Source organism: Bacteroidota bacterium (genome assembly GCA_030706565.1).
Classification (GTDB): Bacteria; Bacteroidota; Bacteroidia; order Bacteroidales; family JAUZOH01; genus JAUZOH01.
The window spans coordinates 1-24755 of record JAUZOH010000013.1; the positions used below are offsets into that span (position 1 = coordinate 1).

14 protein-coding genes are annotated in these 24755 nt (G+C 38.2%); 13 read left to right on the forward strand and 1 reads right to left on the reverse strand.

Annotation, left to right across the window (positions count from 1 at the left end):
• From Q8907_01795 to Q8907_01855, 13 genes are all read left to right on the forward strand, one after another.
• A partial coding sequence (locus Q8907_01795; protein MDP4272989.1) for a multidrug DMT transporter permease occupies window positions 1-210 on the forward strand: 210 nt, incomplete at its 5' end.
• Window positions 211-366: 156 nt separating this feature from the next.
• A complete protein-coding gene (locus Q8907_01800; protein ID MDP4272990.1) occupies window positions 367-3504 on the forward strand; it encodes a SusC/RagA family TonB-linked outer membrane protein in 3138 nt (1045 codons plus the stop codon).
• An 11-nt stretch (window positions 3505-3515) separates the two neighbouring features.
• Window positions 3516-5042, forward strand: coding sequence for a SusD/RagB family nutrient-binding outer membrane lipoprotein (locus tag Q8907_01805; GenBank protein MDP4272991.1), 1527 nt, complete (start codon window positions 3516-3518; stop codon window positions 5040-5042).
• Between the two features lie 237 nt (window positions 5043-5279).
• Complete coding sequence (locus tag Q8907_01810) at window positions 5280-7028, forward strand: coagulation factor 5/8 type domain-containing protein (protein MDP4272992.1); 1749 nt, start codon at window positions 5280-5282, stop codon at window positions 7026-7028.
• 109 nt (window positions 7029-7137) lie between these two features.
• The gene (locus Q8907_01815) at window positions 7138-7983 is read left to right on the forward strand and encodes an endonuclease/exonuclease/phosphatase family protein (protein MDP4272993.1); all 846 of its coding nucleotides are present in this window, start codon (window positions 7138-7140) and stop codon (window positions 7981-7983) included.
• Between the two features lie 726 nt (window positions 7984-8709).
• Window positions 8710-10971, forward strand: a complete 2262-nt coding sequence (locus tag Q8907_01820) for a glycoside hydrolase family 127 protein (GenBank protein ID MDP4272994.1) — start codon at window positions 8710-8712, stop codon at window positions 10969-10971.
• A gap of 131 nt (window positions 10972-11102) precedes the next feature.
• On the forward strand, window positions 11103-11873 hold the full coding sequence (locus Q8907_01825; GenBank protein ID MDP4272995.1) for a glycoside hydrolase family 16 protein: 771 nt from the start codon (window positions 11103-11105) through the stop codon (window positions 11871-11873).
• A gap of 230 nt (window positions 11874-12103) precedes the next feature.
• Window positions 12104-13720 (forward strand): ADP-ribosylglycohydrolase family protein, encoded by a 1617-nt coding sequence (locus Q8907_01830; protein MDP4272996.1) that lies wholly within the window; start codon window positions 12104-12106, stop codon window positions 13718-13720.
• A 288-nt stretch (window positions 13721-14008) separates the two neighbouring features.
• Entirely contained in the window at window positions 14009-15163 is a 1155-nt protein-coding gene (locus Q8907_01835) for a glycoside hydrolase family 27 protein (GenBank protein MDP4272997.1), read from the forward strand.
• 257 nt (window positions 15164-15420) lie between these two features.
• A complete protein-coding gene (locus Q8907_01840; protein MDP4272998.1) occupies window positions 15421-16878 on the forward strand; it encodes a glycoside hydrolase family 30 protein in 1458 nt (485 codons plus the stop codon).
• A 368-nt stretch (window positions 16879-17246) separates the two neighbouring features.
• Window positions 17247-19481 carry a beta-glucosidase BglX gene (gene bglX, locus Q8907_01845; protein ID MDP4272999.1) on the forward strand — a complete coding sequence of 745 codons (2235 nt, stop codon included), beginning with the start codon at window positions 17247-17249 and terminating at the stop codon, window positions 19479-19481.
• Between the two features lie 157 nt (window positions 19482-19638).
• Entirely contained in the window at window positions 19639-21876 is a 2238-nt protein-coding gene (gene bglX, locus Q8907_01850; protein MDP4273000.1) for a beta-glucosidase BglX, read from the forward strand.
• Window positions 21877-21925: 49 nt separating this feature from the next.
• Window positions 21926-23563, forward strand: a complete 1638-nt coding sequence (locus Q8907_01855; protein ID MDP4273001.1) for a cellulase family glycosylhydrolase — start codon at window positions 21926-21928, stop codon at window positions 23561-23563.
• Window positions 23564-23702: 139 nt separating this feature from the next.
• Here Q8907_01855 and Q8907_01860 read toward each other — a convergent pair.
• On the reverse strand, window positions 23703-24755 hold a 1053-nt coding region (locus Q8907_01860), incomplete at its 5' end, for an alpha-L-rhamnosidase C-terminal domain-containing protein (protein ID MDP4273002.1).

A 24755-nucleotide genomic window follows, 5' to 3' on the forward strand; every position in this document is an offset into this window, starting at 1 on the left:
ACTTCATTGAGTTATATCGCAGCAGGTAAGGCGGGCGCTGCTATTTCTTATGGTTTAGGACAAGGTGCAACAATGATTGCGGCCATTTGGGGCGTATTTATCTGGAAAGAATTTAAAGGTGCTTCAAAACAAACCAATTGGCTCTTGGCTCTTATGTTTCTCCTTTTTATATCAGGACTTGCATTAATAATTCTTTCAGGAAGTAACTAAATAAGAGAGGCTCTTTAATTCCTTTTTGATAAAACAAATAAATTTTTTCGAATACAATAAAGGTTTTGACTCTTTTGATTGTGTATAAGTACATAAAAATTATATCCAAAATATTCATTTTTTAATTTTCAATAACCAAATTTAATTTTTAAGCTTATGAAACTATTAAGACAAAATTGTTTGCCTTTAAAAAGCCGAAAAAGAGTTTTTGTAATTATTGCAATGGCAATTTTTACAATTGCTTCTATTTCGGCTCAGCAAATAAAAGTGAGCGGTCGTGTAAACGACGAGAGTGGACAACCTATACCCGGTGTAAGTGTTAGGATAGAAGGTTCTAATGTTGGTACTGTAACAGATTTAAATGGGAATTATTCTCTAAGTCCTCAGGTAAATCAGGTTCTTGAGTTTTCATTTATCGGGATGAAAACCCAAAAAATTGTTGTTAAAAGTAAAAATTTGATTAATGTTGTACTGCAGGCAGAGGCAGTCAAAATGGAAGAAGTTGTTGTAACGGCACTTGGCATTAAGCGTTCTGAGAAAGCGCTTGGATATTCGGTCCAAAAGGTCTCGGGAGAGAGCCTGCAGAAAGTTTCGGGTGTTGATGTTGCTACATCTCTTACCGGAAAAGTAGCAGGACTTTTGGTAAAAAACTCGCCGGATTTTGCTGTTGCTCCAACACTCACCATTCGTGGTGAAAATCCTTTATTGGTAATAGATGGAGTACCTTATGCAAATAAGACCATTAGCGATATGTCCTCTGAAGACATTGTGTCAATGAGTGTCCTGAAGGGAGCAACAGCTTCGGCTCTTTATGGTTTTCGTGGAGCAAATGGTGCTATTTTGATTACAACCAAAAATGGAAGTACTAATAAAACAGCAGGATTAACTGCAGATTTTGCGACTAATACAATGTTTACCGCAGGTTTTTTAGCCATTCCTAAGGTTCAAAGTGTATATGGTCGCGGTAACAATAATACTTATGATAAAAACGCCACCTCAGTATGGGGGGGAAAGATGGACGGATCAATTCAAAATCAATGGGATCCTTTTTTAAAAGAGTACAGAGATTATGCCTATTTACCTGTTGGGAAAAACAACTTCAAAAACTTCCTGGAACAAGGTTATGTAACCAATAATAATTTTAATATTAGTTATAAAGGAGATGTCGCTTCTCTTAGAAGTTCGATTAACTGGACACAAAATAAAGGACAATATCCTAATGCTGTTTTGGATAAATATACTTACACCTTTGGTGGAGATATCAATCTGAAAAAATTTAAATTAAGTTCAGACTTATCTTATTCTAAAAAAACATCCCCCAATATGGGATCTAATGGTTATACCTCATATGATCCTATGTATTCCTTGCTGATTTGGTCAGCTACTGATTATAATATTCTGGATTACAAAGACAATTACTGGTTGGATAAAGGAAAGACACAAAACTTTTGCTATAAGTCAACGATCAATAATCCTTATTTTGATGCTTACGAGAGGACAAATGAAATTGCCCGTGATGTTTTTAATGCCGATGTGTCAACAAGCTATGAAATAACCAATTGGTTGAAAGCCAGCATTCGCTCAGGTCTTGATTTTTACATAGATCGTGGCGATCAAAGGGTTTCATGGGGTTCTTATACATCTACGGGTAATACACCTATTCCCGGTAACCTTTGGACATGGAATGGAGCATATACTGGGGGATATAATACAGGACGTACTTCGGGTTATAGTATGAACAATGATTTGTTACTAACAGGTGAAAAGTCGATTAACAAATTAAATGTAGAATATCTTGCAGGAGGGACAATGTACTTCAAACGGGATGATAATATTTATGCTATGACGCAAGGCGGCATTTCTGTCCCCGATTTTTTCTCTATCGCAGCATCGGTCAATCCCCCCTTAATATCAGCAAGTATGACTCGTCAACAGGTAAATTCTCTATATGGTCGTTTATCTTTATCCTGGGACAGAATGGTATATTTGGAAGCTACCGGGCGTAATGACTGGAGTTCAACATTGCCAAGTACAACCCGTTCTTATTTTTATCCATCTTTAGCATCGAGTTTTGTGATTTCAGAACTTTTGCCGGGAACAAAAAATTGGCTTGATTTATTGAAGGTAAGAAGTTCCTGGACAATGTCAAAAACACCTCCCGCAATTTATGCAGTGAATAGTACTTTTTCGCTTGCAAGTTCTGCTTGGGGCAGTGGATATAATGCAGCATATTCTCCTACTTCTTTATATTCGCCAACTCTCCTTCCTGCAAGTGCTAATACGTTTGAAGCAGGATTGGAAGGAATTGTGTTTAAAAATCGTTTGATGGTCGATGTTTCCTATTATAACAAATTGATGTACAATGCTTTGATTTCAGGTCCACTTTCAGCAGCTACTGGCTATACCGGTAACTATGTTAATAGTAAAGAAGAAATTTCTCGTCGTGGCTGGGAGGTAACAGTTAATGGCTCACCAATCAAAAATAATGATTGGCAATGGGATTTAGGTCTTAACTGGTCAACTTTTGCCCGTTATTATACCAAGTTAGACCCAACTTATTCAACTGTAGCACCCTGGATAAAGGTAGGAGCACGTGTTGATGCTTTTGTAAGTAAAGATTTTGTACGCGATCCATCCGGAAATCTTGTATTTAATAACGGAAGATTACAATATAGCCAATATAATTCAAATTTTGGCTGGTCAGATCCAGATTGGCTTTGGGGTGCAAATTCTACATTAAGATATAAAAATGTAAGTCTATTTGTATCTCTTGATGGTGTAGTTGGCGGGTTAATGAACACCAGAACAGAAAGTTATATGTGGCAATCAGGAGTTCATCCCGGTTCTGTTACAGAGGCTAGAGCAAAAGATGTTGCTACACCGGGTTCCAAAAACTTTGTTGGCCAGGGTGTAAAAGTTATATCAGGTACGGTTACATATGACAATTTTGGGAATATTACCAAAGATACTCGTGTTTTTGCGCCCAACGATGTTGCCACTACCTATAAACAATATATAGTAGATTTACACAACAGCAGTGCCTGGGGAGGAAATGGAAGTCCTGTTGATACTTATTCTAAGACTTTTTTCAAATTACGTGAAATATCTTTAACCTACGATGTTCCAAATAAATTTTTACATGGTATAGCTAAAGCTGCATCAGTTAGTTTTGTGGGACAAAATGTGCTGTTATGGGCAAAAGATTTCAAATATTCTGATCCTGACGGAGGTACTGAAGATTTTTCAGACCCTGCTGTAAGATACCTGGGATGTAATATTAAATTAACATTTTAAGCGAAATGACCATGAAAAAATTATATTATATATTTATTGCAATTGTTACTCTAACAATTGCAAGTTCGTGTAGCAATTTTAATGATTTGAATACAAATCCAGATGCTGCAACCACGGTTACTCCTGAAATGCTCGCCACTGGAGTAATGAAAAGCGCTTTTAGGTTTTGGAACCCTAATCCAACTGATTTCGCCACCGGAAACTTATGGTGTCATCATACGGCAAATGCAAATGGAACTCCAAACCCTTACGAATATTTTTATTCTTATTGGCCTTATGGTGGATTTGACAGTTATACGAATTTAACTAATCTCAAACGAATGGTTGAATTTTCTAAAGGGACTAAATATGAATCCTCATTTAAGGGATTAGCACTATTTATGAAGGCATGGTATGGTTTTCAAATGACACTGGACATGGGTGATATTCCCTATTCTGAAACTGGTCAAGCAGAGGATGGAATAACCAGGCCTAAATATGATAAGCAAGCAGATGTATTCGTATCCATACTAAATGATTTGAAATCTGCAGAGGCGGATTTTGCAGCCGGAACAAATTTTGGTGGTGATATAATGTACAACGGAGATGTCACGAAATGGCGTAAACTTTGTAATACAATGCAGTTGAAAGTTTTGCAGACGATTAGTAAAAAAATCACTCCCGATCAAAAAGCTCGCTTTGCAGCTATAGTTTCTGCAGGTAATTTAATGGTGGACAATTCGGATAATTTTCAATTAGTCTATACTTCTGCAATAGGCACGAATCATCCTTTTTGGAGTGGGGAAACCAACCGGACTTATGTTGTCCTTTCAAAATTAGTGGTTGATAATTTAAAAGCATTGAATGACCGCAGGTTGTTTTATTTCGCAGATCCGGCACCAGCCTTAATTGCCAGTGGTAAACTTGAAAATGATTTTAATGCTTATGAAGGTGCCAATACCTCTTTATCTAGTGATGCTATTGCCCTTAATAATCAACAGGGTAATTATTCTTTGATAAATTTACGTTATACAAAAGATAAAGCTGGTGACCCTATGCTTAAACTTACCTATGCAGAACAATGTTTCATTATTGCTGAAGCAATAGAAGAAGGTTGGGTAACCGGAAACGCAAAGGATTACTATGAAAGTGGAGTAAAATCAATGCTTAAGCTTTTTATGAACTTGCCTACTACGGCTACTCATGGAATGTCTATTAATCAGGCCTATATAGATAATTATTTTACCGGTGCTGCTGCCTATGCAACATCCGGAACCAAGACAGATCGTTTGCATCAAATATGGATACAAAGATGGCTTATAGATTTCTTTCAAGGTAATGGCTTAAATTATCCTCAGATTCTCCGTACAGGTTATCCTGTTTTGCCTCTCGATCCTGCAACTAGCATGAATCCCGATGATAAAACAATATACCCTAAACGCTGGAAGTACCCGACTAGTGAACAGGTATCTAATCCAGACAATTATAAAAAGGCAATTGATGAGCAGTATGGTGGATATGATGGAATTAACCAAATCCCTTGGTGGTTAAAAGAATAGATAAAATCATTTTTCATCAAGATCTTTCTGCAGAAGTTTAAAAACAGAACAAATTTTGGTAATAAGTTTAGAATGATTGTATCCATTAATCTTCATTTGATCTTTGAGAAGATTAATGGATACTTTTGACATAGATGAGTTTGACTTTTCCATTCGAAGGAAAAACCTTGACTTGGATAAAGTAGAATTAGAATTTTTTTTAAGAAAAAACCAAATTATCGAACTGCTCATAATCTAATGAAATTTATATTTTTTTTAATTAACCTGTTGTTACTTTTGGGAGGAATACAGATCGGTTATTCTCAAACCAGTAATCCATTATCTGAAAGTGTAAAGACTATTGCAGACAAGTATAACCGGACATTACTGGGTAAAAATGTATTTGTATTCGATCCTGCGATGGATATGAAGGAAGTTCAAGCATTTATAGATTCCCTTCATGCCTGTCAGACTATGCAAAATAGCGAGTTTTCAAAAAACCGTTATGCTTTACTTTTTAAACCTGGAATTTATAGATTAGATGTAAGGGTTGGCTATTACATGTATATTGGGGGTTTGGGAAATTCTCCTAAAGATGTAGTAATTATCGGTGCTGTCAGGTCTAATTCAATGCATGATGGTCATGTATTGACTAATTTTTGGCGGGCAGCCGAAAATTTAACGATTGTTCCAACCGTCGATTCAACCAATACCTGGGCTGTTTCGCAAGCTTCCCCTTTGCGCCGGGTTTTTGTAAAAGGAAATTTAAAATTATACGATGGACCTTCCAGTGGAGGTTTTATGGCAGATTGTAAAATTGAAGGGACCGTGTTTTCAGGTTCACAGCAGCAATGGCTTTCTAGAAATACCGTTTGGAAAAATTGGGTTGGCAGCCTCTGGAATATGATGTTTGTTGGAGTTTCTAATGCACCTGAAGAGAATTGGCCTAAGCCCATTACCACCATAAAAGAAACACCTGAAGTTCGTGAAAAACCCTACTTGGTTTATTCCGAAGGGAAATTCAGTTTGAAAATACCTGCATTAAAGCAAAATTCAATAGGTGTAGACTGGGATAATCAAAAAAACAGAGAAAAAACAATTACACTTGATGATTTTTATGTTGCTTATCCTAATATTGACAATGCTAAATCGATTAATAGAGCTTTGAAAAATGGGAGGAACATTCTTTTTACCCCCGGTATTTATGCTTTAAACGAATGTCTGAAAATTAAACATCCGGGTACTGTTATAATGGGTATTGGAATGGCAACGCTGGTTCCTGAAAATGGGAATAAAGTGATTAATGTTTCTGATGTTGATGGAGTTACTATTGCCGGCTTGCTGATTGATGCAGCAATTGTACCTTCTAAAACACTAATGCAGGTTGGAGAGTATGGATCAAAAAAGAAACATGAAACAAATCCTACGTTTTTGTTTGATGTGTTTTTTAGGGTTGGCGGCCCTCATGAAGGTTCTGCATCAAATTGCTTATTGATCAATAGTAATAATGTTTATGTCGATCATGTGTGGCTTTGGAGAGCAGATCATGGTGACGGTATAGGATGGAACAAAAGCAGATGTGCAAACGGGTTGATTGTAAATGGTGACAATGTTACAGTTTACGGGTTATTTAATGAGCATTTTCAGGAATATCAAACACTTTGGAGGGGTGACAATGGTCGGGTTTATTTTTATCAAAGCGAAATGCCTTATGATCCACCATCCGCTGATGTATGGAAACACGGAAAAACATATGGATATGCATCGTACAAGGTTGCCGATGAGGTAAAAAAACATCATGCCTGGGGGATAGGCATATATAATGTATTTTATAATGCTCCAATAATTGTCGATCAGGCTATCGAAACACCTTCAGTTGTTGAAAAGGATATTCACCATAAAGTTATAATTTGGTTAAATGGGAATAAAGAAAGCAAAGTGAAGAGTATTATTAATGGTAAGGGTGGAAGTATTAACAATACGAACAAAAAAACAGTTATGGAATAATCCTTAATGAATATAACCTATCATCATCAAGAGAAACCAAGTTAAAGATGAGTTAGAATCGTTTAGATAAAGAATGGAAAAATTTAAAAATTAAAATAATTCCGTTGACATGAAAAGATTTCTTTTACTAATAATATTTATTTTACCTGTGGCATTTGCCCATTCTCAGAACATAAAGTTAATGACATATAATATACGACTTGATGTAAAGTCTGATGGTGAAAATTCATGGGCCAACAGAAAAGATTATTTTAATGCACAGGTGCAGTTTTACGAACCGGATATATTTGGTGTTCAGGAGGCTTTGCCTAATCAGGTAATTGATATTGAGACTCAATTATCTGAATACAACTATGTGGGGGTAGGTAGAGACGGAGCAAATAAAGGAGAATCATCAAATATATTTTATAAAAAAGAACGGTTTGAACTAAAAAAATCAGGCACTTTTTGGTTGTCTGAAACTCCTGATGTTATTTCAAAAGGATGGGATGCTGCCTATAACAGAGTATGTACCTATGCCTTACTTTTTGACAAGAACAAAAAAAAACAATTTTGGGTTTTTAATACCCATTTGGACAATATCAGTGAAACAGCAAGAATAAAAGGCATCGAACTTATTCTTGCAAAAATTAAAGCATTAAACTCAAAAAATCTTTCTGTAATTTTTATGGGGGATTTAAATTCGGAGCCAAACACAGAATTGATAAAATATTTAAAAACTCAAATGGGCGATACTAGGGATTTGTCTTTGCAGAAACCATTTGGCCCTTCAGGAACATTCAATAATTTTAAGCACAACGAACCTGTTAATTTGTTGATTGATTATATTTTTATTTCTAAATCCAGCAATTTTATTGTAAACAAATTTGCTGTTTTGTCTGATTCAAAAGATTTGAAATATCCTTCTGACCATTGTCCGGTTTATGTTGAATTGAAATATAAGATTGAAAAATAATACCCTACTAAAGAATATATAATCCATATGATTCGCCGGCTAGAGGAAATAAATAAAATTTCATCATGTAGTTTATATACGGACATTGAAAATTAATTTCCTACAATAGAAATGAGCATGTTTACAATAAACACATATAAACATCGATGAAAACTACAGACAGTGAGTTTTTCTTCGGTGAATCTGCCTGCTGGCGGGTTCAAATGTTCTTAAACCAATAATTATTTACGTATGAAACGAGCATATTTTTCCAAATACACAAACAGACAAGAACAATACTATGCGAGTTCCGTCCGACCTATAAAAATCAATTTTGTTCGGATGAAACATTTCTCAAAAGTAAAGCACAGTCTTCTTACCATATTATTTTCGATAATGATTTTTTATGCCGCAAATGCACAAATGCTTCCATTACCACAAGAATGCAAGTTTAAAATCGGCGATGATATGGCTTGGACAAATCCATCATATAATGATGCTGATTGGGGCAATAAACAGTTAGGTACAAGCAGGAAGGATACTATCATAAAATCAAATATTTATGAATGGTACCGTATTAAAATCACAATTCCGTCAAGCATGAAAGCCCTTGCTGAAAAAGGGAAAGGGATACAATTGATGCTTGGAAAGATTGATGATGTTGATCAAACATTTTTTAATGGCAGGCTGATTGGACAAACAGGTTCTTTCCCCCCTAACTTTCAAACCCAATCGCAAGCAGACAGGTTGTATATTATTCCGGCAAAAGAAGTGCAGTGGGATAAGGAAAATGTAATTGTTGTAAGGGTTTTTAGTCCAGATAGCTGGATTGGGATGTACCAGGGTCCATATAAATATGGGCCTATTCAATGGTCTGATTTTATTTCTATACAACAAAAAATTATTGAAACTGCCAACAACGGATTTACATCAAAAATAAAATTTATTAATAACAGAGCAGAGAATTTTAATGGAACAATAAATTATTGGATAGCAGATAAAACCTATCAAAAAATATTTTCCGAATCAAAACCGGTACAAATAAAAGGAATAAAGGGTGTTGAGCTGGAAATGTCTTTTTCGAATTATGTTCCTGTAAATAATGTTGATATTTTTAAAATCGGCTATTCCATTGCTGAAAATGGAAGTTCAGATACGATTAAAAATGAGCAGGTATATTTGGCCCATAAACAAGTTGAAATTAAAGTTGCCAATGAACCAAAACCAGTTGTAGAGGATAAAATCAAGGATGCATTTACTACTATTCCCTTTCAAAATCAAAAATTAGAAGGTTATCTTGGAAAACGTTTTTCACAAAACCTGAAAGAGCGACTTTTGAAAGTTGATGAAGATGGTTTAATGAATGGGTATTTGCAAAGACCGGGTAATCATCCATGGGTCGGTGAACACGTAGGAAAATATTTGGAAGCAGCATGTAATGTTTGGAAAAACACTCATGATCCAAGGCTTAAAAAGCAAATGGACCGTATAATGTACGAACTGGTTAACTCTCAGTTGAAAGATGGTTATTTGGGAACTTATTCACCTGATGAATATTGGACAAGCTGGGATGTATGGAGTCATAAATATAATTTGTATGGATTGATGGCTTATTATACTACAACCGGCTATCAGCCTGCTTTGGATGCTTGTAAAAACATGGGGGATTTGCTTTGTAAAACCTTTGGCAACAAACCCGGGCAGCGAGATATTATTAAAGCAGGTACTCATGTAGGCATGGCTGCAACCAGTGTTTTAGACCCAATGGTGGAGTTATATAAATACACTGGAGATAAAAAGTATCTTGATTTTTGTTATTATATTTTGAAAGCGTGGGAACAAGACAATGGGCCCAAAATTATCAGTTCTTTATTATCAACCGGCAAAGTGACTAAGGTGGGTAATGGTAAAGCGTATGAAATGCTTTCGAATTTGCTTGGTTTGGCAAAACTTTATCGGGTTACAGGAGATCCGAAGCTCTTAAAACCAGTTTTAATTGCTTGGCAGGATATCGTATCCAATAGATTGTATATTACTGGGACAACCAGTTCCTTTGAATATTTTCAAGGTAATGGTATATTACCTGCAGCCGATACTGATCATATTGGTGAAGGTTGTGTGACTGTGACTTGGATCCAATTAAATCAAAATCTGTTAGATATTACCGGAGATTTAAAATATATTGAACAAATTGAAAAATCAATTTATAATCAATTATTTGGTGCGGAAAATCCCGAATCCGGATGTGTAAGTTATTATACTCCCTTAATGGGTAAAAAGCCTTATTCTTGTGGCATTTCTTGTTGTACGTCAAGTGTTCCCAGAGGAATTGCTCTCTTGCCATACTTCACATTCGGCAATGTAAAAAACACCCCAACGGTGATGCTGTATGGACCGGCAATCTACAAAGAAAATATTAACACTGCCGATAATAAAAAAATCAGCCTTTCCGTAAAATGTGAAAGCAATTTCCCTGAAACAAGCAATGAGACAATAACAGTAAACCCTTCTCAAACTGCACTTTTTGCATTCGCTTTACGGGTACCATCCTGGAGTAGTTCATATATTGCTATAGTAAATGGAAAAAAATATAGAGGAATAGCCAATCATTATTTAGTTATAAATCGTACCTGGAAATCAGGAGACAAAATAAAAGTCTCTTTTAATATTCCTATTCAAATTTTAGATGGGGGTATAAGCTATCCCAATCAAATAGCATTTCAAAGAGGGCCACAGGTTTTAGCATTTGACAACTCTTTAAATACTGAATTTCTAAAGAAATATCAGTTTGAATCGGGGAAAGAACTGGTTGTTGAAAAACCAGCAAGTAAAAGTGTTGTCAAATTACTGCCTGAACAGTGGATTGGAAATCAGGTTTATCCCGTAAATATTATAGATATGAATAAGGATGCAGTGAAACATCAATTAATACTGGTTCCTTTTGCTGATGCAAGTCAAACTGGTGGAATTATAAAAGTATGGATGCCACTGAGAATTTCTAAAAAGTAGCCAGTCTTCATAAAAAAAGATTGACTTATTTTATAAATCACTTTTTACTACTTCTTTTTCTGGCCTAATGCTTTATAAGAATGTCGATTTTTCATGTAAACAGATAAATAAATTCCTATTAAATAATTATCATGGAAACAAATCTTAAACAAGTATTTTTATTTTTTTGTCTTGCAGTTTCCTTAAGCCTTTCTGCTCAATCTAAAAAAGGATATAAACTTGTATGGAAGGATGATTTTAATGGACTTGCGCTTGACACGAACTCCTGGAAAAATGAAACAGCCAATCCTGGATGGGTAAACAATGAGTTACAATATTACACAGCTGGCACTAATATTCAGGTCGAAAATGGAAAACTGCGCATTGTCGCAAAAAAAGAAAATAACAAATATACTTCAGGCCGAATTAACACAAAAGACAAACGAACTTTTACATACGGTTTGTTTGAAATAAAAGCCAAACTACCCAAAGGAGTTGGTACCTGGCCGGCACTGTGGATGCTGGGACAAAACCATGAGGAGGTGGGTTGGCCTTCCTGCGGAGAATTGGATATCATGGAACACGTAGGCAAACACCCTTGTTTTATACATTCATCTATTCACAATAAATCAGGATATGGACAGACGCCTTATACCGGTATTTTGAAGATAAAAAATCCTTTCAATAAATTTCACATCTATGGGATGGAGTGGACAAAAGAGTATATTGCATTCTTTATCGATGGCAAATTGGTCTATCGATATAATCCTGAAGTAAAAAATAAAGACAACTGGCCTTTCGATAAACCTTTCTTCTTTATTTTTAATATTGCCATTGGAGGAAATTGGGGTGGTCCGGTCATTGATGACGCTTGTTTCCCTGCGGTAATGGAGGTCGACTGGGTAAAGGTTTATCAGAAATAGAAAAGCAACAGAAGTGACTCGTTCTATTTATTTCGACAAGCATAATCTACCCTAAATTTAATTCTAAAATCGAGTGAAAACAAGAACTTCCGGATAAATTGATCGCAAATTAAAGGAAACAATATTGTAAGAAGAATTGATACACCAAATAAACGGAAAGGATGCTTAGGGGCATCAGAACGATACAAACAATGAAATCAATAATAATCAACTTTAAGCAAAATAAAGAAATGAGAAAAAATTATTTTTCACAACTGCTGGTTCTTATTTTAATCACAGTCTTCTCTTGTAGCGTTTCATCACAAGAGTATAAAACGATCAGTCCTGATGTATTAAAGGATAAAATAGCCGGTGGTTGGGCGGGCAAGATGATCGGTGTAACATACGGCGCTCCGGTCGAATTCAAAGCCATGAATCATATTTTCACAGATCCCATAAATTGGAAACCTTCAGATATCAGAGGCAGTATGTGGCAGGATGATCTCTATGTGCAATTGACCTTTTTGATGTCTATGGATAAGTATGGGCTTAATGCACCTGCAAAAAAATACCAGGAAATGTTTGCAAAAGCAGGATACCAGTTGTGGCATGCCAATATGCAAGCAAGAAAAAATTTCTTTGACAGCATTTTTGCGCCAATGTCAGGCAGACCTGAAAATAATCTCCATGCGGACGATATTGATTTTCAGATAGAGGCTGACTATATTGGATTTATGTGTCCAGGAATGCCTGTAACTGCCTCAAGAATCGCAAATAAAATCGGGCACATCATGAACTATGGGGATGGGGTTTATGGAGGTATTTTTGTCGCAGCTCTCCATTCCGAAGCCTATTTCTGTAAGGATATTCTAAAGGTAATTCAGAATGCCTTGAATGCTATACCTGCAGGAAGCGATTATGCCAGAATTGTAAGGGATGTGATCAGGCTACATCAGCGGTACCCATCTGATTGGAAAGCTTCTTGGAATGAACTTCAGGCAAAATGGGGAAATGTCGATATTTGTGGAGCCGGAGACCCTTTTAACATTGATGCAAAACTGAATGGCGCCTATATCGTAATGGGATTGCTGTACGGGGAAGGTGATCCCATGAAAACACTTGAAATTACCGCCCGTTGCGGACAGGATGCCGACTGCAACCCGTCAACGGCTATGGCAGTTCTGGGTGTAATAAAAGGATTTAGCGGTTTGCCCCAATATATGCAGGAAGGTGTTAAAGCCGTCAGTGATTCCATTTTCATCAACACCACCTACTCCTTTAATTCAGCTGTAAAAAGTATAAATAAATATGCACTCAATCTGATTGCAAAAAATGGAGGGAAAGTAACTGACAGGAAAATTTTTGTAAGATTACAAAAACCTGTTAACACAAAAGCTGAAGTTTCATTTCCAAATACTGTTTTCGATAAAAAGGTATCGATTTTTGATCAGAATAACTGGGTATTTAAAGGGAACTGGAAAACCTTTGAAATTGATAATAGCAACAAACAGATAAAAAAGCAATCAATATATGCTGAAAATAAGGGGGACGAGCTGATATTTAATTTCTCGGGGACAGGAATTTCCCTGGAAGGCAACTGGCATCAGGATTGTGGAAAAGCAGACATATATGTGGATGGAAAACTGCAGCGCAGCATTGATACCTATTACTATTTTGCCCAACAAGAGCATACCACGAGTATTTGGCATGTACTGAATTTAAAACCCGGGAAGCATCAGGTCAAACTTGTGGTTAAAGGAGAAAAAAGAGCAGAATCCAAGGGAACCAGGATTTATATAACACAAGCTTTAATTTTTAAAACGACTGCCAAAAAAAGTGACAACTATAAGTTTTCTTTTGAAAAATAACATTTAGAGGCTTTTAACATTTGATTTTTCAAATAATATTGAACATATTTGTCGAATTAAAGTGCACAAAATGATTTAAAAAGGCCAGCTCAATACAAAAATGAATCGGTAATAAATTAATAACACTTATAAAAAATTGTAAACACAAGTTCATAATTTATATAAATTTGATCTGACTTAATCAGCAGATTGATAATAAAAGCAAACAATTATTACACACTTATTTACATATTTTTTACTATTATTTAAACAAAACTTAAACCGATGAAGAAACAGATACTATTATTGATGGTGGCTGCATTTTTTGCATTTAATGCCTCAGCCCAGAAATTTGAACAATTGGCCAAAACTCCGCCCATGGGTTGGAATAGCTGGAACAAATTTCAATGTAACGTCAGTGAAAAATTAATCATGCAAATGGCGGATGAGATGGTGTCCAGCGGCATGAAAGAGGCAGGTTACAATTACATCGTCATAGATGATTGCTGGCAGGTTGACCGGGACGAAAACGGAGAAGTGATCCCGGATAAAGACCGTTTTCCTCACGGCATGAAATATGTGGCCGATTATATACATTCAAAAGGATTAAAATTTGGTATTTACTCCTGTGCAGGGACTAAAACCTGTCAGGGACGTCCAGGAGGACGGGGATATGAATTTCAGGATGCACGTTCATACGCCCGTTGGGGAGTAGATTATTTAAAGTATGACTGGTGTTATTCCACTACTCAGGATGCCAAATCCTCATACTCCATTATGAGAGATGCCCTGTATGCAGCCGGAAGGCCAATTGTTTTCAGCTTGTGCGAGTGGGGAACTTCAAAACCCTGGGAATGGGCAAAAGAAGTTGGTCATTTATGGAGAACTACAGGAGATATTCAGGACAGATGGGATGCCATGATTGCTATCCTTGACAAAGAAAGAGATATTGCAAAATATTCAGGCCCTGGACATTGGAATGATCCGGATATGCTGGAAGTTGGCAATGGAGGTATGACCAATGAAGAGTACAAAACACACTTTTCCCTCTGGTGCATGTTAGCCGCACCTTTAATGGCAGGAAATGACTTAAGTACTATGACCCCCGCTATCAAAGAAATACTCACCAACCCTGAAGTTATTGCCCTTGATCAGGATTCCCTGGGAAATCAAGCTTTCTGTTTCCGTGACAACGGTGATTATGAAATCTGGATCAAAAAATTAGCCCATAATGAAAAAGCTGTATGTTTATTAAACCGCGGTGATGAAGAAAAAAATGTCCAGGTAGATTTTAATGTACTTCTTAAGTCCAATGATAATTACTGGTCATCAGATTCTTATAAGCTTGAAGATTATAAGGTGCGTGATTTATGGGAACACAAGGATGTGAAATTGGATAAAAGCACGATTAATTATAAAATTCCACCTCACTCTGTAAAAGTTTTCAGGTTTATAAAGAAATAACCTATTGTTAAATTAAGAAGGAGAAACAAACGTGCCGGCCTAAAACCGGCACGTCATTTAATTAATAAGATTTCAGGGAAAGACGAATATTCTTCTCAAAAAATCCAGAGATGGGAAATAAAAATTTTAGCAAATATTTTCATTCATTAAACAATAATTGTTCTGAATTAATATCAATTACATTTGTTTTCATATTCCCTCTCTTGACATCCTATTCTGACAGCATGTTTATCTGATAAATACCTTAAATTTAATTTATGAAAAAAATAACAAAGATACTTTTATTGGCAGCTATAGCTTTTTGTTGGATTCAAACAGAAACATGGGGCCAAAAGTCATCCGGGTTTAGCAAAAAACAAATTAAAGTTTACACCACAGCTGAGAACACCAACTTGAGAATTAGTGAAAACGGCTCATTGACCTTACAGGATGCGCAGCAGCCAATTGAATCTGAAACATGGATTTTTGTCGATCCGGCCAAAACATTCCAGTCTATTGTGGGAATTGGGGGCGCATTAACTGACGCAGCGGCTGAAACTTTTGCCAAATTACCCAAAGAAAAACAAAAAGAATTACTTACTGCATACTACGATCCACAAAAAGGGATAGGCTATACTTTGGCCAGGACAAATATCAACAGTTGCGATTTTTCAAGTGATAGTTATACTTATGTGGCCGACCGGGATGTATCGCTTAAAACATTTAATATAAGCCACGACGAAAAATACCGCATACCTTTTATCAGGCAGGCAATTGCAGCTGCCGGTGGCAAACTTACAGTCTTTGCCAGCCCATGGAGCCCTCCTGCCTGGATGAAAGACAACAACGACATGTTGCATGGAGGTAAACTTCTTCCAAAATACAGGCAAACCTGGGCCAATTATTTTGTAAAGTTCATCCATGCATACGAAGCCAAGGGCATTCCCGTCTGGGGAATAACCGTCCAAAACGAACCCATGGCGAGACAAACCTGGGAATCGTGTATTTACACCGCTGCCGACGAACGCGATTTTATCAAATATTATTTAGGGCCTACCTTTAAAAAAGAAGGACTTGGCAATAAGAAAATTATTGCCTGGGACCATAACCGCGATCTTCTCTATCAACGGGCCAGTGTAATCATGAGCGATCCTAAAGCAGCTCAGTACGTTTGGGGATTTGGCTATCACTGGTACGAATCCTGGAGTGGAGGAGGAATGCAGTTTGAAAATCTTAAGAGGACTAAAGAGTCTTTTCCGAATAAAAATCTGCTGTTTACCGAAGGATGTGCAGAACGGTTTAAAGCAGAGGATGTTAACAACTGGGCTCTGGGAGAAAAATACGGACTCTCTCTCGTCAATGATTTTAATAACGGTACAGTTGGCTGGACAGACTGGAATATTCTTCTGGACGAAAAAGGAGGCCCCAACCATGTTGGAAATTACTGCTTTGCCCCTGTTCATGCGGATACGAATACCGGCAAACTGATTTATACCAACAGTTACTATTACCTTGGACACTTTTCGAAATTCGTCCGCCCTGGAGCAAAACGCATTACCAGTGCGTCAAACCGCAATCAGCTGCTGACAACTGCCTTTGTAAATACCGATGGCAAACTTGCAGTTATAGTGATGAACATTTCAGACAAAGAGATGAAATATAATCTTTGGATTTCAGGAAAGTCAACGGCCACAGTCAGTTTGCCCCATTCCATTTCAACCCTCATCGTAGAATAATTCTTTTTTAAAATAATTTTAAATATACCCCTGAATATCAGGGGTATATTTAAACGCAAAAGATTTTTTACCCTTTTTAAAAAATAATGTGCTGATTTTTGAGTACAAAACCGGGGGAATTATATTTGGAAGTATTGGCCATTTGTATCAAAATACGATTATTGATTTATGGATTCTACATTTCAGGTATTAAAATCTTTCTCAATTATTGATTCTTTAACATTTTTTTCAGGTACCTGCCTGAATCATCTGTTATCCTGTTTTTTACCATAACGGACAGAATTTCGATTTTCATCTCATTGGCCCTTATTTAAATTAAACACTTTTAATAACCCGGTTAAATTATTAACTATTCTGCATTAAAAAATATGAAAAAACGTTTAAAATTTGGATTTTTAGCATCAATTTCATTCTGCCTTATATGGGGTTCGTTTGGGGTAAATGCCCAGGAAAAGAACCTTGATCAAAAGGTGAACGCCTTATTAAAACGGATGACCCTTGAGGAGAAGGTTGGACAGCTTAATCAATATACCAGTTCGTGGGCTACCGGGCCGGTCTCTCCTGAAGGCAATAAATTGCAGGAAATTAAGGAAGGTAAAGTAGGTTCCTTATTGAATGTAAAAGGAGTGGATAAAACACGGGCCATGCAGGCAGTTGCCCTGCAATCACGCCTGAAGATTCCATTGTTGTTTGGGCTGGATGTAATTCACGGATACAGAACAACATTTCCAATTCCTTTAGCTGAAGCTGCAAGCTGGGATTTGAATGCCATTGAAGAATCTGCACGTATTGCTGCCACTGAAGCTTCTGCTTCGGGCGTTCATTGGACCTTTGCGCCCATGGTGGATATTGCACGTGATCCACGCTGGGGCCGTGTGATGGAAGGCGCCGGCGAAGATACTTACCTGGGTTGTGCCATTGCCAGGGCAAGGGTAAAAGGTTTCCAGGGCAAAGGACTTGGAAACACCGATGCAGTTATGGCTTGTGCCAAACATTTTGCCGCTTATGGAGCAGTTATTGGTGGCCGTGACTATAATTCCGTAGATATGAGTCCCCGCACCCTGCTGGAAGTTTACCTCCCACCTTTCAAAGCTGCAGCAGATGCCGGGGTTGCCACATTTATGAACAGTTTCAACACCCTGAACGGTATCCCCGCTACCGGAGATACCTATTTACAAAGGGAAATACTTAAGGGCAAATGGAATTTTAAAGGTTTTGTTGTTAGCGACTGGGGCTCTATAGGGGGAATGATACAGGATAATTTTGTCAAGGATGGTAATGAAGCAGCCCTGGTTGCCATTAAAGCAGGAAACGACATGGACATGGAAAGCCGTTGCTATACCAAAAATCTTGCACAATTGGTAAGAGACGGAAAAGTTCCGGTTGCTGTCGTTGACGAAGCCGTAAAGCGCATATTGCGCAAGAAATTTGAACTGGGATTATTTGATGACCCTTACAGATTCTGTAATGAAGAAAGAGAGAAGCAGGCACTAAACGATCCGGAACACCGGGTTAAGGCCAGAGAAGTTGCCAAAAGAAGTATTGTGTTGCTTAAAAATGAAAACAACCTGTTGCCATTGACCCCCAATAAGAAAATTGCATTGATAGGCCCTCTGGCAAAGTCTAAAGATGATATGCTTGGTGCCTGGAGCATTTATTGGTCAGATAACAGCAGCGTGGTTTCTCAATTCGAAGGACTGGAAAAAAGGGTCGGAAAAGAAAATCTGCTCTATGCCAAAGGTTGTGAAGTAAAGGATACCTCAACGGCTGGTTTCGCAGAGGCTATTGCCGTTGCGAAACAGGCCGACATAGTAATCCTGAGCGTAGGCGAGAAAAGGGAAATGAGCGGCGAAGCCAAAAGCAGGTCAAATATCCATATACCGGGAGTTCAGGAAGAGTTAATTAAAGCCATATATGCCACCGGCAAACCGGTGGTCGTTCTAATCAATGCCGGGCGGCCTTTAATTTTTGACTGGACCGCCGACCATGCTCCTGCAATTTTATATACCTGGTGGCTGGGAAGTGAGGCCGGCAATGCCATAGCTGATGTTTTATTTGGTGATTACAATCCTTCGGGTAAATTACCCATAACTTTTCCCCGGAATGAAGGCCAGATTCCAATTTATTACAACTACCTGAATACCGGACATCCTGCACCTGATAATGACAGTTTTGGAAGCTACCAGACCGGTTATACAGATCTTCAAAAAAGCCCTAAATTTCCTTTTGGATATGGCTTGAGTTATACCACTTTCAAGTATGACAATTTAAAACTCAGTACTTCAAAAATGAACTCCAACCAAACAATTGATGTTTCATTTACCCTTACCAATACAGGGAAATATGCAGGAGAAGAAGTAGTTCAGCTGTATATCAGGGATCTGGTTGCTTCTGTCTCCAGGCCGGTAAAGGAATTAAAGGATTTTCAGAAGATACAGTTGAACCCCCAGGAAAGTAAAACAATTCATTTTTCCATTGATAAGGAAAAACTCTCCTTTTTTAACAGCAAACTGAATTGGGTTGCAGAACCTGGTACTTTCAGTCTCATGATCGGCTCATCTTCAGCTGACATCAGGTTGAAAGGCACATTTGAACTTTTATAAATCCCGGGAATTGGTCTAATTGAAAATAAAAAACACAGGATATGAAAGATTTTTATTAGAACGTTCCTGGAATTAATGTTTGAAATATATTTGAAGATAAAAGATTGTGATTATAAAATTTTTTCAAAACCAATAAATAACTCAATAATAAAAAAGTATGAACAAAGCTATAAAATGCGGAATTATAACGTCACTTTTATTCTGCCTGACGTTTGGTTCGTTTGGGGTAAAAGCCCAGGAAAAAAATATTGATAAAAGGGTGGATGCCTTATTAAAACGGATGACCCTTGAGGAAAAAGTGGGTCAGCTTAATCAATATACCAGTGCATGGGCTACCGGGCCGGTCTCTCCGGAAGGCAACAAATTGCAGGAAATTAAGGAGGGCAAAATAGGTTCACTGTTAAATGTAAAAGGAGTGGATAAAGCGCGGGCCATGCAGGCAGTTGCCCTGCAATCCCGCCTGAAAATTCCTTTGTTGTTTGGACTGGATGTAATTCACGGATACAAGACAACATTTCCAATTCCTTTAGCCGAAGCTGCCAGCTGGGATTTGAATGCCATTGAAGAATCAGCCCGTATTGCTGCCACTGAAGCTTCTGCGTCGGGCGTTCATTGGACCTTTGCTCCTATGGTTGATATTGCACGTGATCCTCGCTGGGGCCGTGTGATGGAAGGGGCCGGTGAAGATACTTACCTGGGCTGTACCATCGCCAGGGCAAGGGTAAAAGGTTTCCAGGGCAAAGGACTGGGAAGCACTGATGCAGTTATGGCCTGTGCCAAACATTTTGCTGCTTACGGAGCCGCTATTGGAGGCCGTGACTATAATTCCGTAGATATGAGTACCCGCACCCTCCTGGAAGTTTACCTTCCCCCCTTTGAGGCTGCAGCTAAGGCTGGTGCCGCCACCTTTATGAATAGTTTCAATACCCTGAACGGGATTCCTGCAACAGGTAATGCTTATTTGCAAAAGGTTATGCTAAAAGGCAAATGGAATTTTAAAGGTTTTGTTGTTAGCGACTGGGGCTCCATTGGTGAAATGGTAGCACACGGTTTTGCCAAAGATGGTTATGAAGCTGCAATGGAAGCTATCAAAGCAGGAAATGACATGGATATGGAAAGCCGTTGTTATACCAAAAATCTTGCACAATTGGTAAAAGACGGTAAAGTTCCGGTTGCTGTGGTTGATGAAGCCGTTAGACGCGTATTACGCAAGAAGTTTGAACTGGGATTATTTGATGACCCTTACAGATTCTGTAATGAAGAAAGAGAAAAGCAGGCTCTGAACGATCCTGAACACCGGGTCAAGGCCAGGGAAGTTGCCAGAAAAAGTATTGTTATGCTTAAAAATGATAACAGCTTGTTGCCATTGACCTCTACTAACCAAAAGATTGCACTGATAGGCCCCCTGGCAAAATCAAAAGAGGATATGCTTGGTTTCTGGAACGTGGGCTGGCCCGACAACAGTGACGTGGTTTCTCAATTCGAAGGACTTGAAAAAAGGGTGGGAAAAGAAAATCTACTCTATGCCAAAGGTTGTGAAGTTAATGATACATCTACTGCCGGATTTGCCGAAGCCATTAACGTTGCAAAACAGGCTGATATTGTTATCCTGAGTGTCGGTGAAAAAAGGGACATGAGCGGCGAAGCTAAAAGCCGGTCGAATATCCATATACCGGGAGTTCAGGAAGAGTTAATCAAAGCCATATATGCTACCGGTAAACCGTTGATAGTTCTGATCAATGCCGGACGGCCTCTAATCTTTAATTGGACTGCCGATCATGCTCCTGCAATTTTATATACCTGGTGGCTGGGAAGTGAAGCCGGCAATGCCATAGCTGATGTTTTATTTGGCGATTACAATCCTTCCGGTAAATTACCCATGACATTCCCCCGTACTGAAGGCCAGATTCCAATCTATTACAACTATCTGAATACCGGACGCCCAGCTGAGGATAATGACAATTTTGTCAATTACCGTTCCGGTTATATTGACCTTCAAAAGAGCCCAAAATTCCCGTTTGGTTATGGCTTAAGTTATACTACCTTCAAGTATGACAACTTAAAACTCAGTGCTTCAAAAATGAAGCCTAATCAAACTATTGACGTCTCATTTACTCTTACCAATACAGGTAAATATACGGGTGAAGAAGTAGTTCAGCTGTATATCAGAGATCTTGTGGCTTCAGTTACCAGGCCGGTAAAAGAGTTGAAAGATTTTCAGAAAATCCAGCTGAAACCTCAGGAAAGTAAAACAATTCATTTTACCATTAATAAGGAAAAACTCTCTTTTTATAACAGCAATTTGAATTGGGTAGCAGAACCCGGAACTTTTGACCTCATGATTGGCTCATCTTCAGCCGATATCAGGTTGAAAGACACATTTGAACTGCAGTAATTTGTTGCTCTATTCATGATCAATTTAACAGACTGTAAAAACAAATTATATGACGAGAACTATTTCAAATAAATTCATCATCATACTGGTATTTTCCAGTATGATGACATTTGGAGTTTCGGCTCAAACATTTTTACATGCCAAAGGACAGGATATCGTTGATGAAAGCGGCAGAAAAGTTCTTTTACGTGGCGTCGGACTGGGAAACTGGATGCTGCCTGAGGGCTATATGTGGAAGTTTGGCAATAAAGCGGATCGTCCCCGGAAAATTGAAAAACTGGTAGCCGATCATATTGGAAAGGAAAAGGCCGAACAATTTTGGAAAACCTTTCGCAGAAACTATATCACCGAAGCCGATATTAAACGGATTGCCGAACTTGGCTTTAATTCGGTCAGGCCAGCGTTGAATGCACGTTTATTTCTGACAGAAGGAGAAAAAAATGAATTCGTTGATGAAGGTTTTGAATTACTTGATAACCTGATCGGATGGTGCAAAAAATATCATCTGTATGTAATTATCGATATGCACGCTGCTCCCGGCGGACAAACAGGAGCCAACATCGATGACAGCCAGAATAATGAACCCGGGCTTTTCATGAACCCTAAGAACCAAGATCTTTTGGAAAAATTATGGGTAAAAATTGCCGACAGATACAAAGACGAACCCTGCGTGGCCGCCTATGACCTTCTGAATGAGCCACTCCCTGAAGGAACCGGAGCAGCTGCCAGGTACAAAAATGAACTTGTACCCCTTTACCAACGGTTGATAAAAGCAATCCGCCAGGTAGATAAAAAACATATATTCACCCTCGAAGGATATGACTGGGCCAATAACTGGTCATTATTTGAAACCGCCCCGGATAACAATATCATGTATCAATTTCATTACTATTGTTGGGACAATCCTGACAACCTGAATGACATCAGCCATTTCCTGAAAAAACAGGAAAAGCTGAACGCTCCGGTTTGGGTGGGTGAAACAGGTGAAAAAAATGAAGCCATTTATTTTGCCACTACCCAGTATTTTGAGAAACATAATATTGGCTGGTCCTTTTGGCCGTGGAAAAAAATGGATACAGGAAACACACCCTATTCTATCAAACCTCCGCAAGACTGGAAAGATATTACAACCTATTCCCGCGAGGGTGGAACTACGGTTGCAACTGATCCTGAAAAAATTTTCAACCAATTGCTCGAAAATATCAAACTTGAAAATTGTGTTTATTTCCCGTCTGTTGTAAATTCGGTATTTCGTCAGGTTCCATTGAAAATAGAAGCTGAAAATTACGGAGAAGATGGATATAAGATATCCTATTTTGTAAAAGACACCCTGACCAAATCATTGAATTACCGGAAAAAAGAACCAGTAAAAATTAAAGTGGTTCATAGCGACCGGCGCGAACTTGCCTCCAGTCAGGTAATTGAATTAAATGCAGGAGAATGGACAGTTTATAAATTCAAATCACCGGAAAAAAAGAAATACAATGTTTCCATACAGGTAAAAACAACTGGACAGCCCTCTGAAATGAAATTGATCATCAACGGAAAACCAGTCAATTTAAAAGTAAACCAAACCGATTTGACCGAATTAAAGCTTGCACCTCAACTGTTTAAAAAAGGAGAAAATGAAATGAAATTTGAAGTGAAAAGCGGTAGTGTTGATCTGGACTGGATAAACATTTACTAAAGTTAACCGGTGGTTCCCAATAAATTATAGACAGGATCATTCCGTTTCCTGTTAACCAAAATTAAATTTTGAAGCCTGCAACTCCTTTCGGGGAGTTACAGACTACAAAATCATAGTTAAACAAAAATTAGTAATTCGTTTATAAGATCACCTTAACACCCTTAGGTGCCTTATAGGTTGTTATAATCTTCCCGTTTTCGTTTTTCCTGTGTTTAACGCTAACCACTCCGTAAGGAGTCGGGAAAGTACCTTCCACCCACTTTAAGTCGCCAAGATGAGGTTCTATCTTGATTTTTTTACAACCTGGTTCCAGCACATTTATGCCAAGTACATATTGAGTAAGCCAGGAAGTAGGCCCGGATGCCCATCCATGGCAAAAGCTATGCCTGAATTTTTTATAGCAATATCCTCCATAGGAAGCATGAACATCTACTTTATCATTGGGAACCAGTTCATCAATTCTTCCGGCATTTTTCATCCAGTCGATGTCGAAATCCTCCCAAAAAGTCGTTGCGCCCAAATCGAGCATGCCACCCCAGTACTGCCGGATATTATCAATTGCGCCCTGATAATCACCTGCTTTTGCCCGGGCCTTCAACATATAATATCCGTAAAATGTGGACATTTTATGAACTCCATCCTGCGCCAGGACTTCATTATTTGCTTTTCCCGCAGGAACCAGCCCGGCAAGCGAAAGAAGCGCAGCAGCCTGTTTTGACCCTGCCATATCCGGAACGTGTTTCTTAAGCTTTTCAATTGAACCAAGGCATAGTTTTGCGGTTTCTTCATCACCCAGGATCCGGCAAAGATCAGCCCCGGCCTCAAAACCCAATACCATCATCGATTGCAAACCGGCATGTATGGCTTCCTTGTTCTCACTTGACGGCCAATCCAAAAACCTTCCCCCATCAAGAATTTCTTTTCCAGAAGGATCAATTTTAGTAGCCAACAAATGAAGTAACCCTGTGAGGTAAGATTTTTGCTGTTTCAGGTAGCTGAGGTTACCCTGATAATAGTACCAATCGCGCTGTATCAGTATCCACCAAATCGAATAAGAACTGATGGTATTCATCCAACTTGGAAGAGGAGTCAGGTCGCGGGCCAAATCAAGACTTTTAGGGACCACCTCGTTATTGCCAAATACGGAATTAATAGTCATCACTTCCGGATGCATGTCGCCTATCCACACCAG

What these genes read in the sequence shown, in the direction of transcription:
- Q8907_01800 (MDP4272990.1), top strand. Translation starts at nt 367, where the DNA reads ATGAAACTATTAAGACAAAATTGTTTGCCTTTAAAAAGCCGAAAAAGA.
- Q8907_01805 (MDP4272991.1), top strand. Translation starts at nt 3,516, where the DNA reads ATGAAAAAATTATATTATATATTTATTGCAATTGTTACTCTAACAATT.
- Q8907_01810 (MDP4272992.1), top strand. Translation starts at nt 5,280, where the DNA reads ATGAAATTTATATTTTTTTTAATTAACCTGTTGTTACTTTTGGGAGGA.
- Q8907_01815 (MDP4272993.1), top strand. Translation starts at nt 7,138, where the DNA reads ATGAAAAGATTTCTTTTACTAATAATATTTATTTTACCTGTGGCATTT.
- Q8907_01825 (MDP4272995.1), top strand. Translation starts at nt 11,103, where the DNA reads ATGGAAACAAATCTTAAACAAGTATTTTTATTTTTTTGTCTTGCAGTT.
- Q8907_01830 (MDP4272996.1), top strand. Translation starts at nt 12,104, where the DNA reads ATGAGAAAAAATTATTTTTCACAACTGCTGGTTCTTATTTTAATCACA.
- Q8907_01835 (MDP4272997.1), top strand. Translation starts at nt 14,009, where the DNA reads ATGGTGGCTGCATTTTTTGCATTTAATGCCTCAGCCCAGAAATTTGAA.
- Q8907_01840 (MDP4272998.1), top strand. Translation starts at nt 15,421, where the DNA reads ATGAAAAAAATAACAAAGATACTTTTATTGGCAGCTATAGCTTTTTGT.
- bglX (MDP4272999.1), top strand. Translation starts at nt 17,247, where the DNA reads ATGAAAAAACGTTTAAAATTTGGATTTTTAGCATCAATTTCATTCTGC.
- bglX (MDP4273000.1), top strand. Translation starts at nt 19,639, where the DNA reads ATGAACAAAGCTATAAAATGCGGAATTATAACGTCACTTTTATTCTGC.
- Q8907_01855 (MDP4273001.1), top strand. Translation starts at nt 21,926, where the DNA reads ATGACGAGAACTATTTCAAATAAATTCATCATCATACTGGTATTTTCC.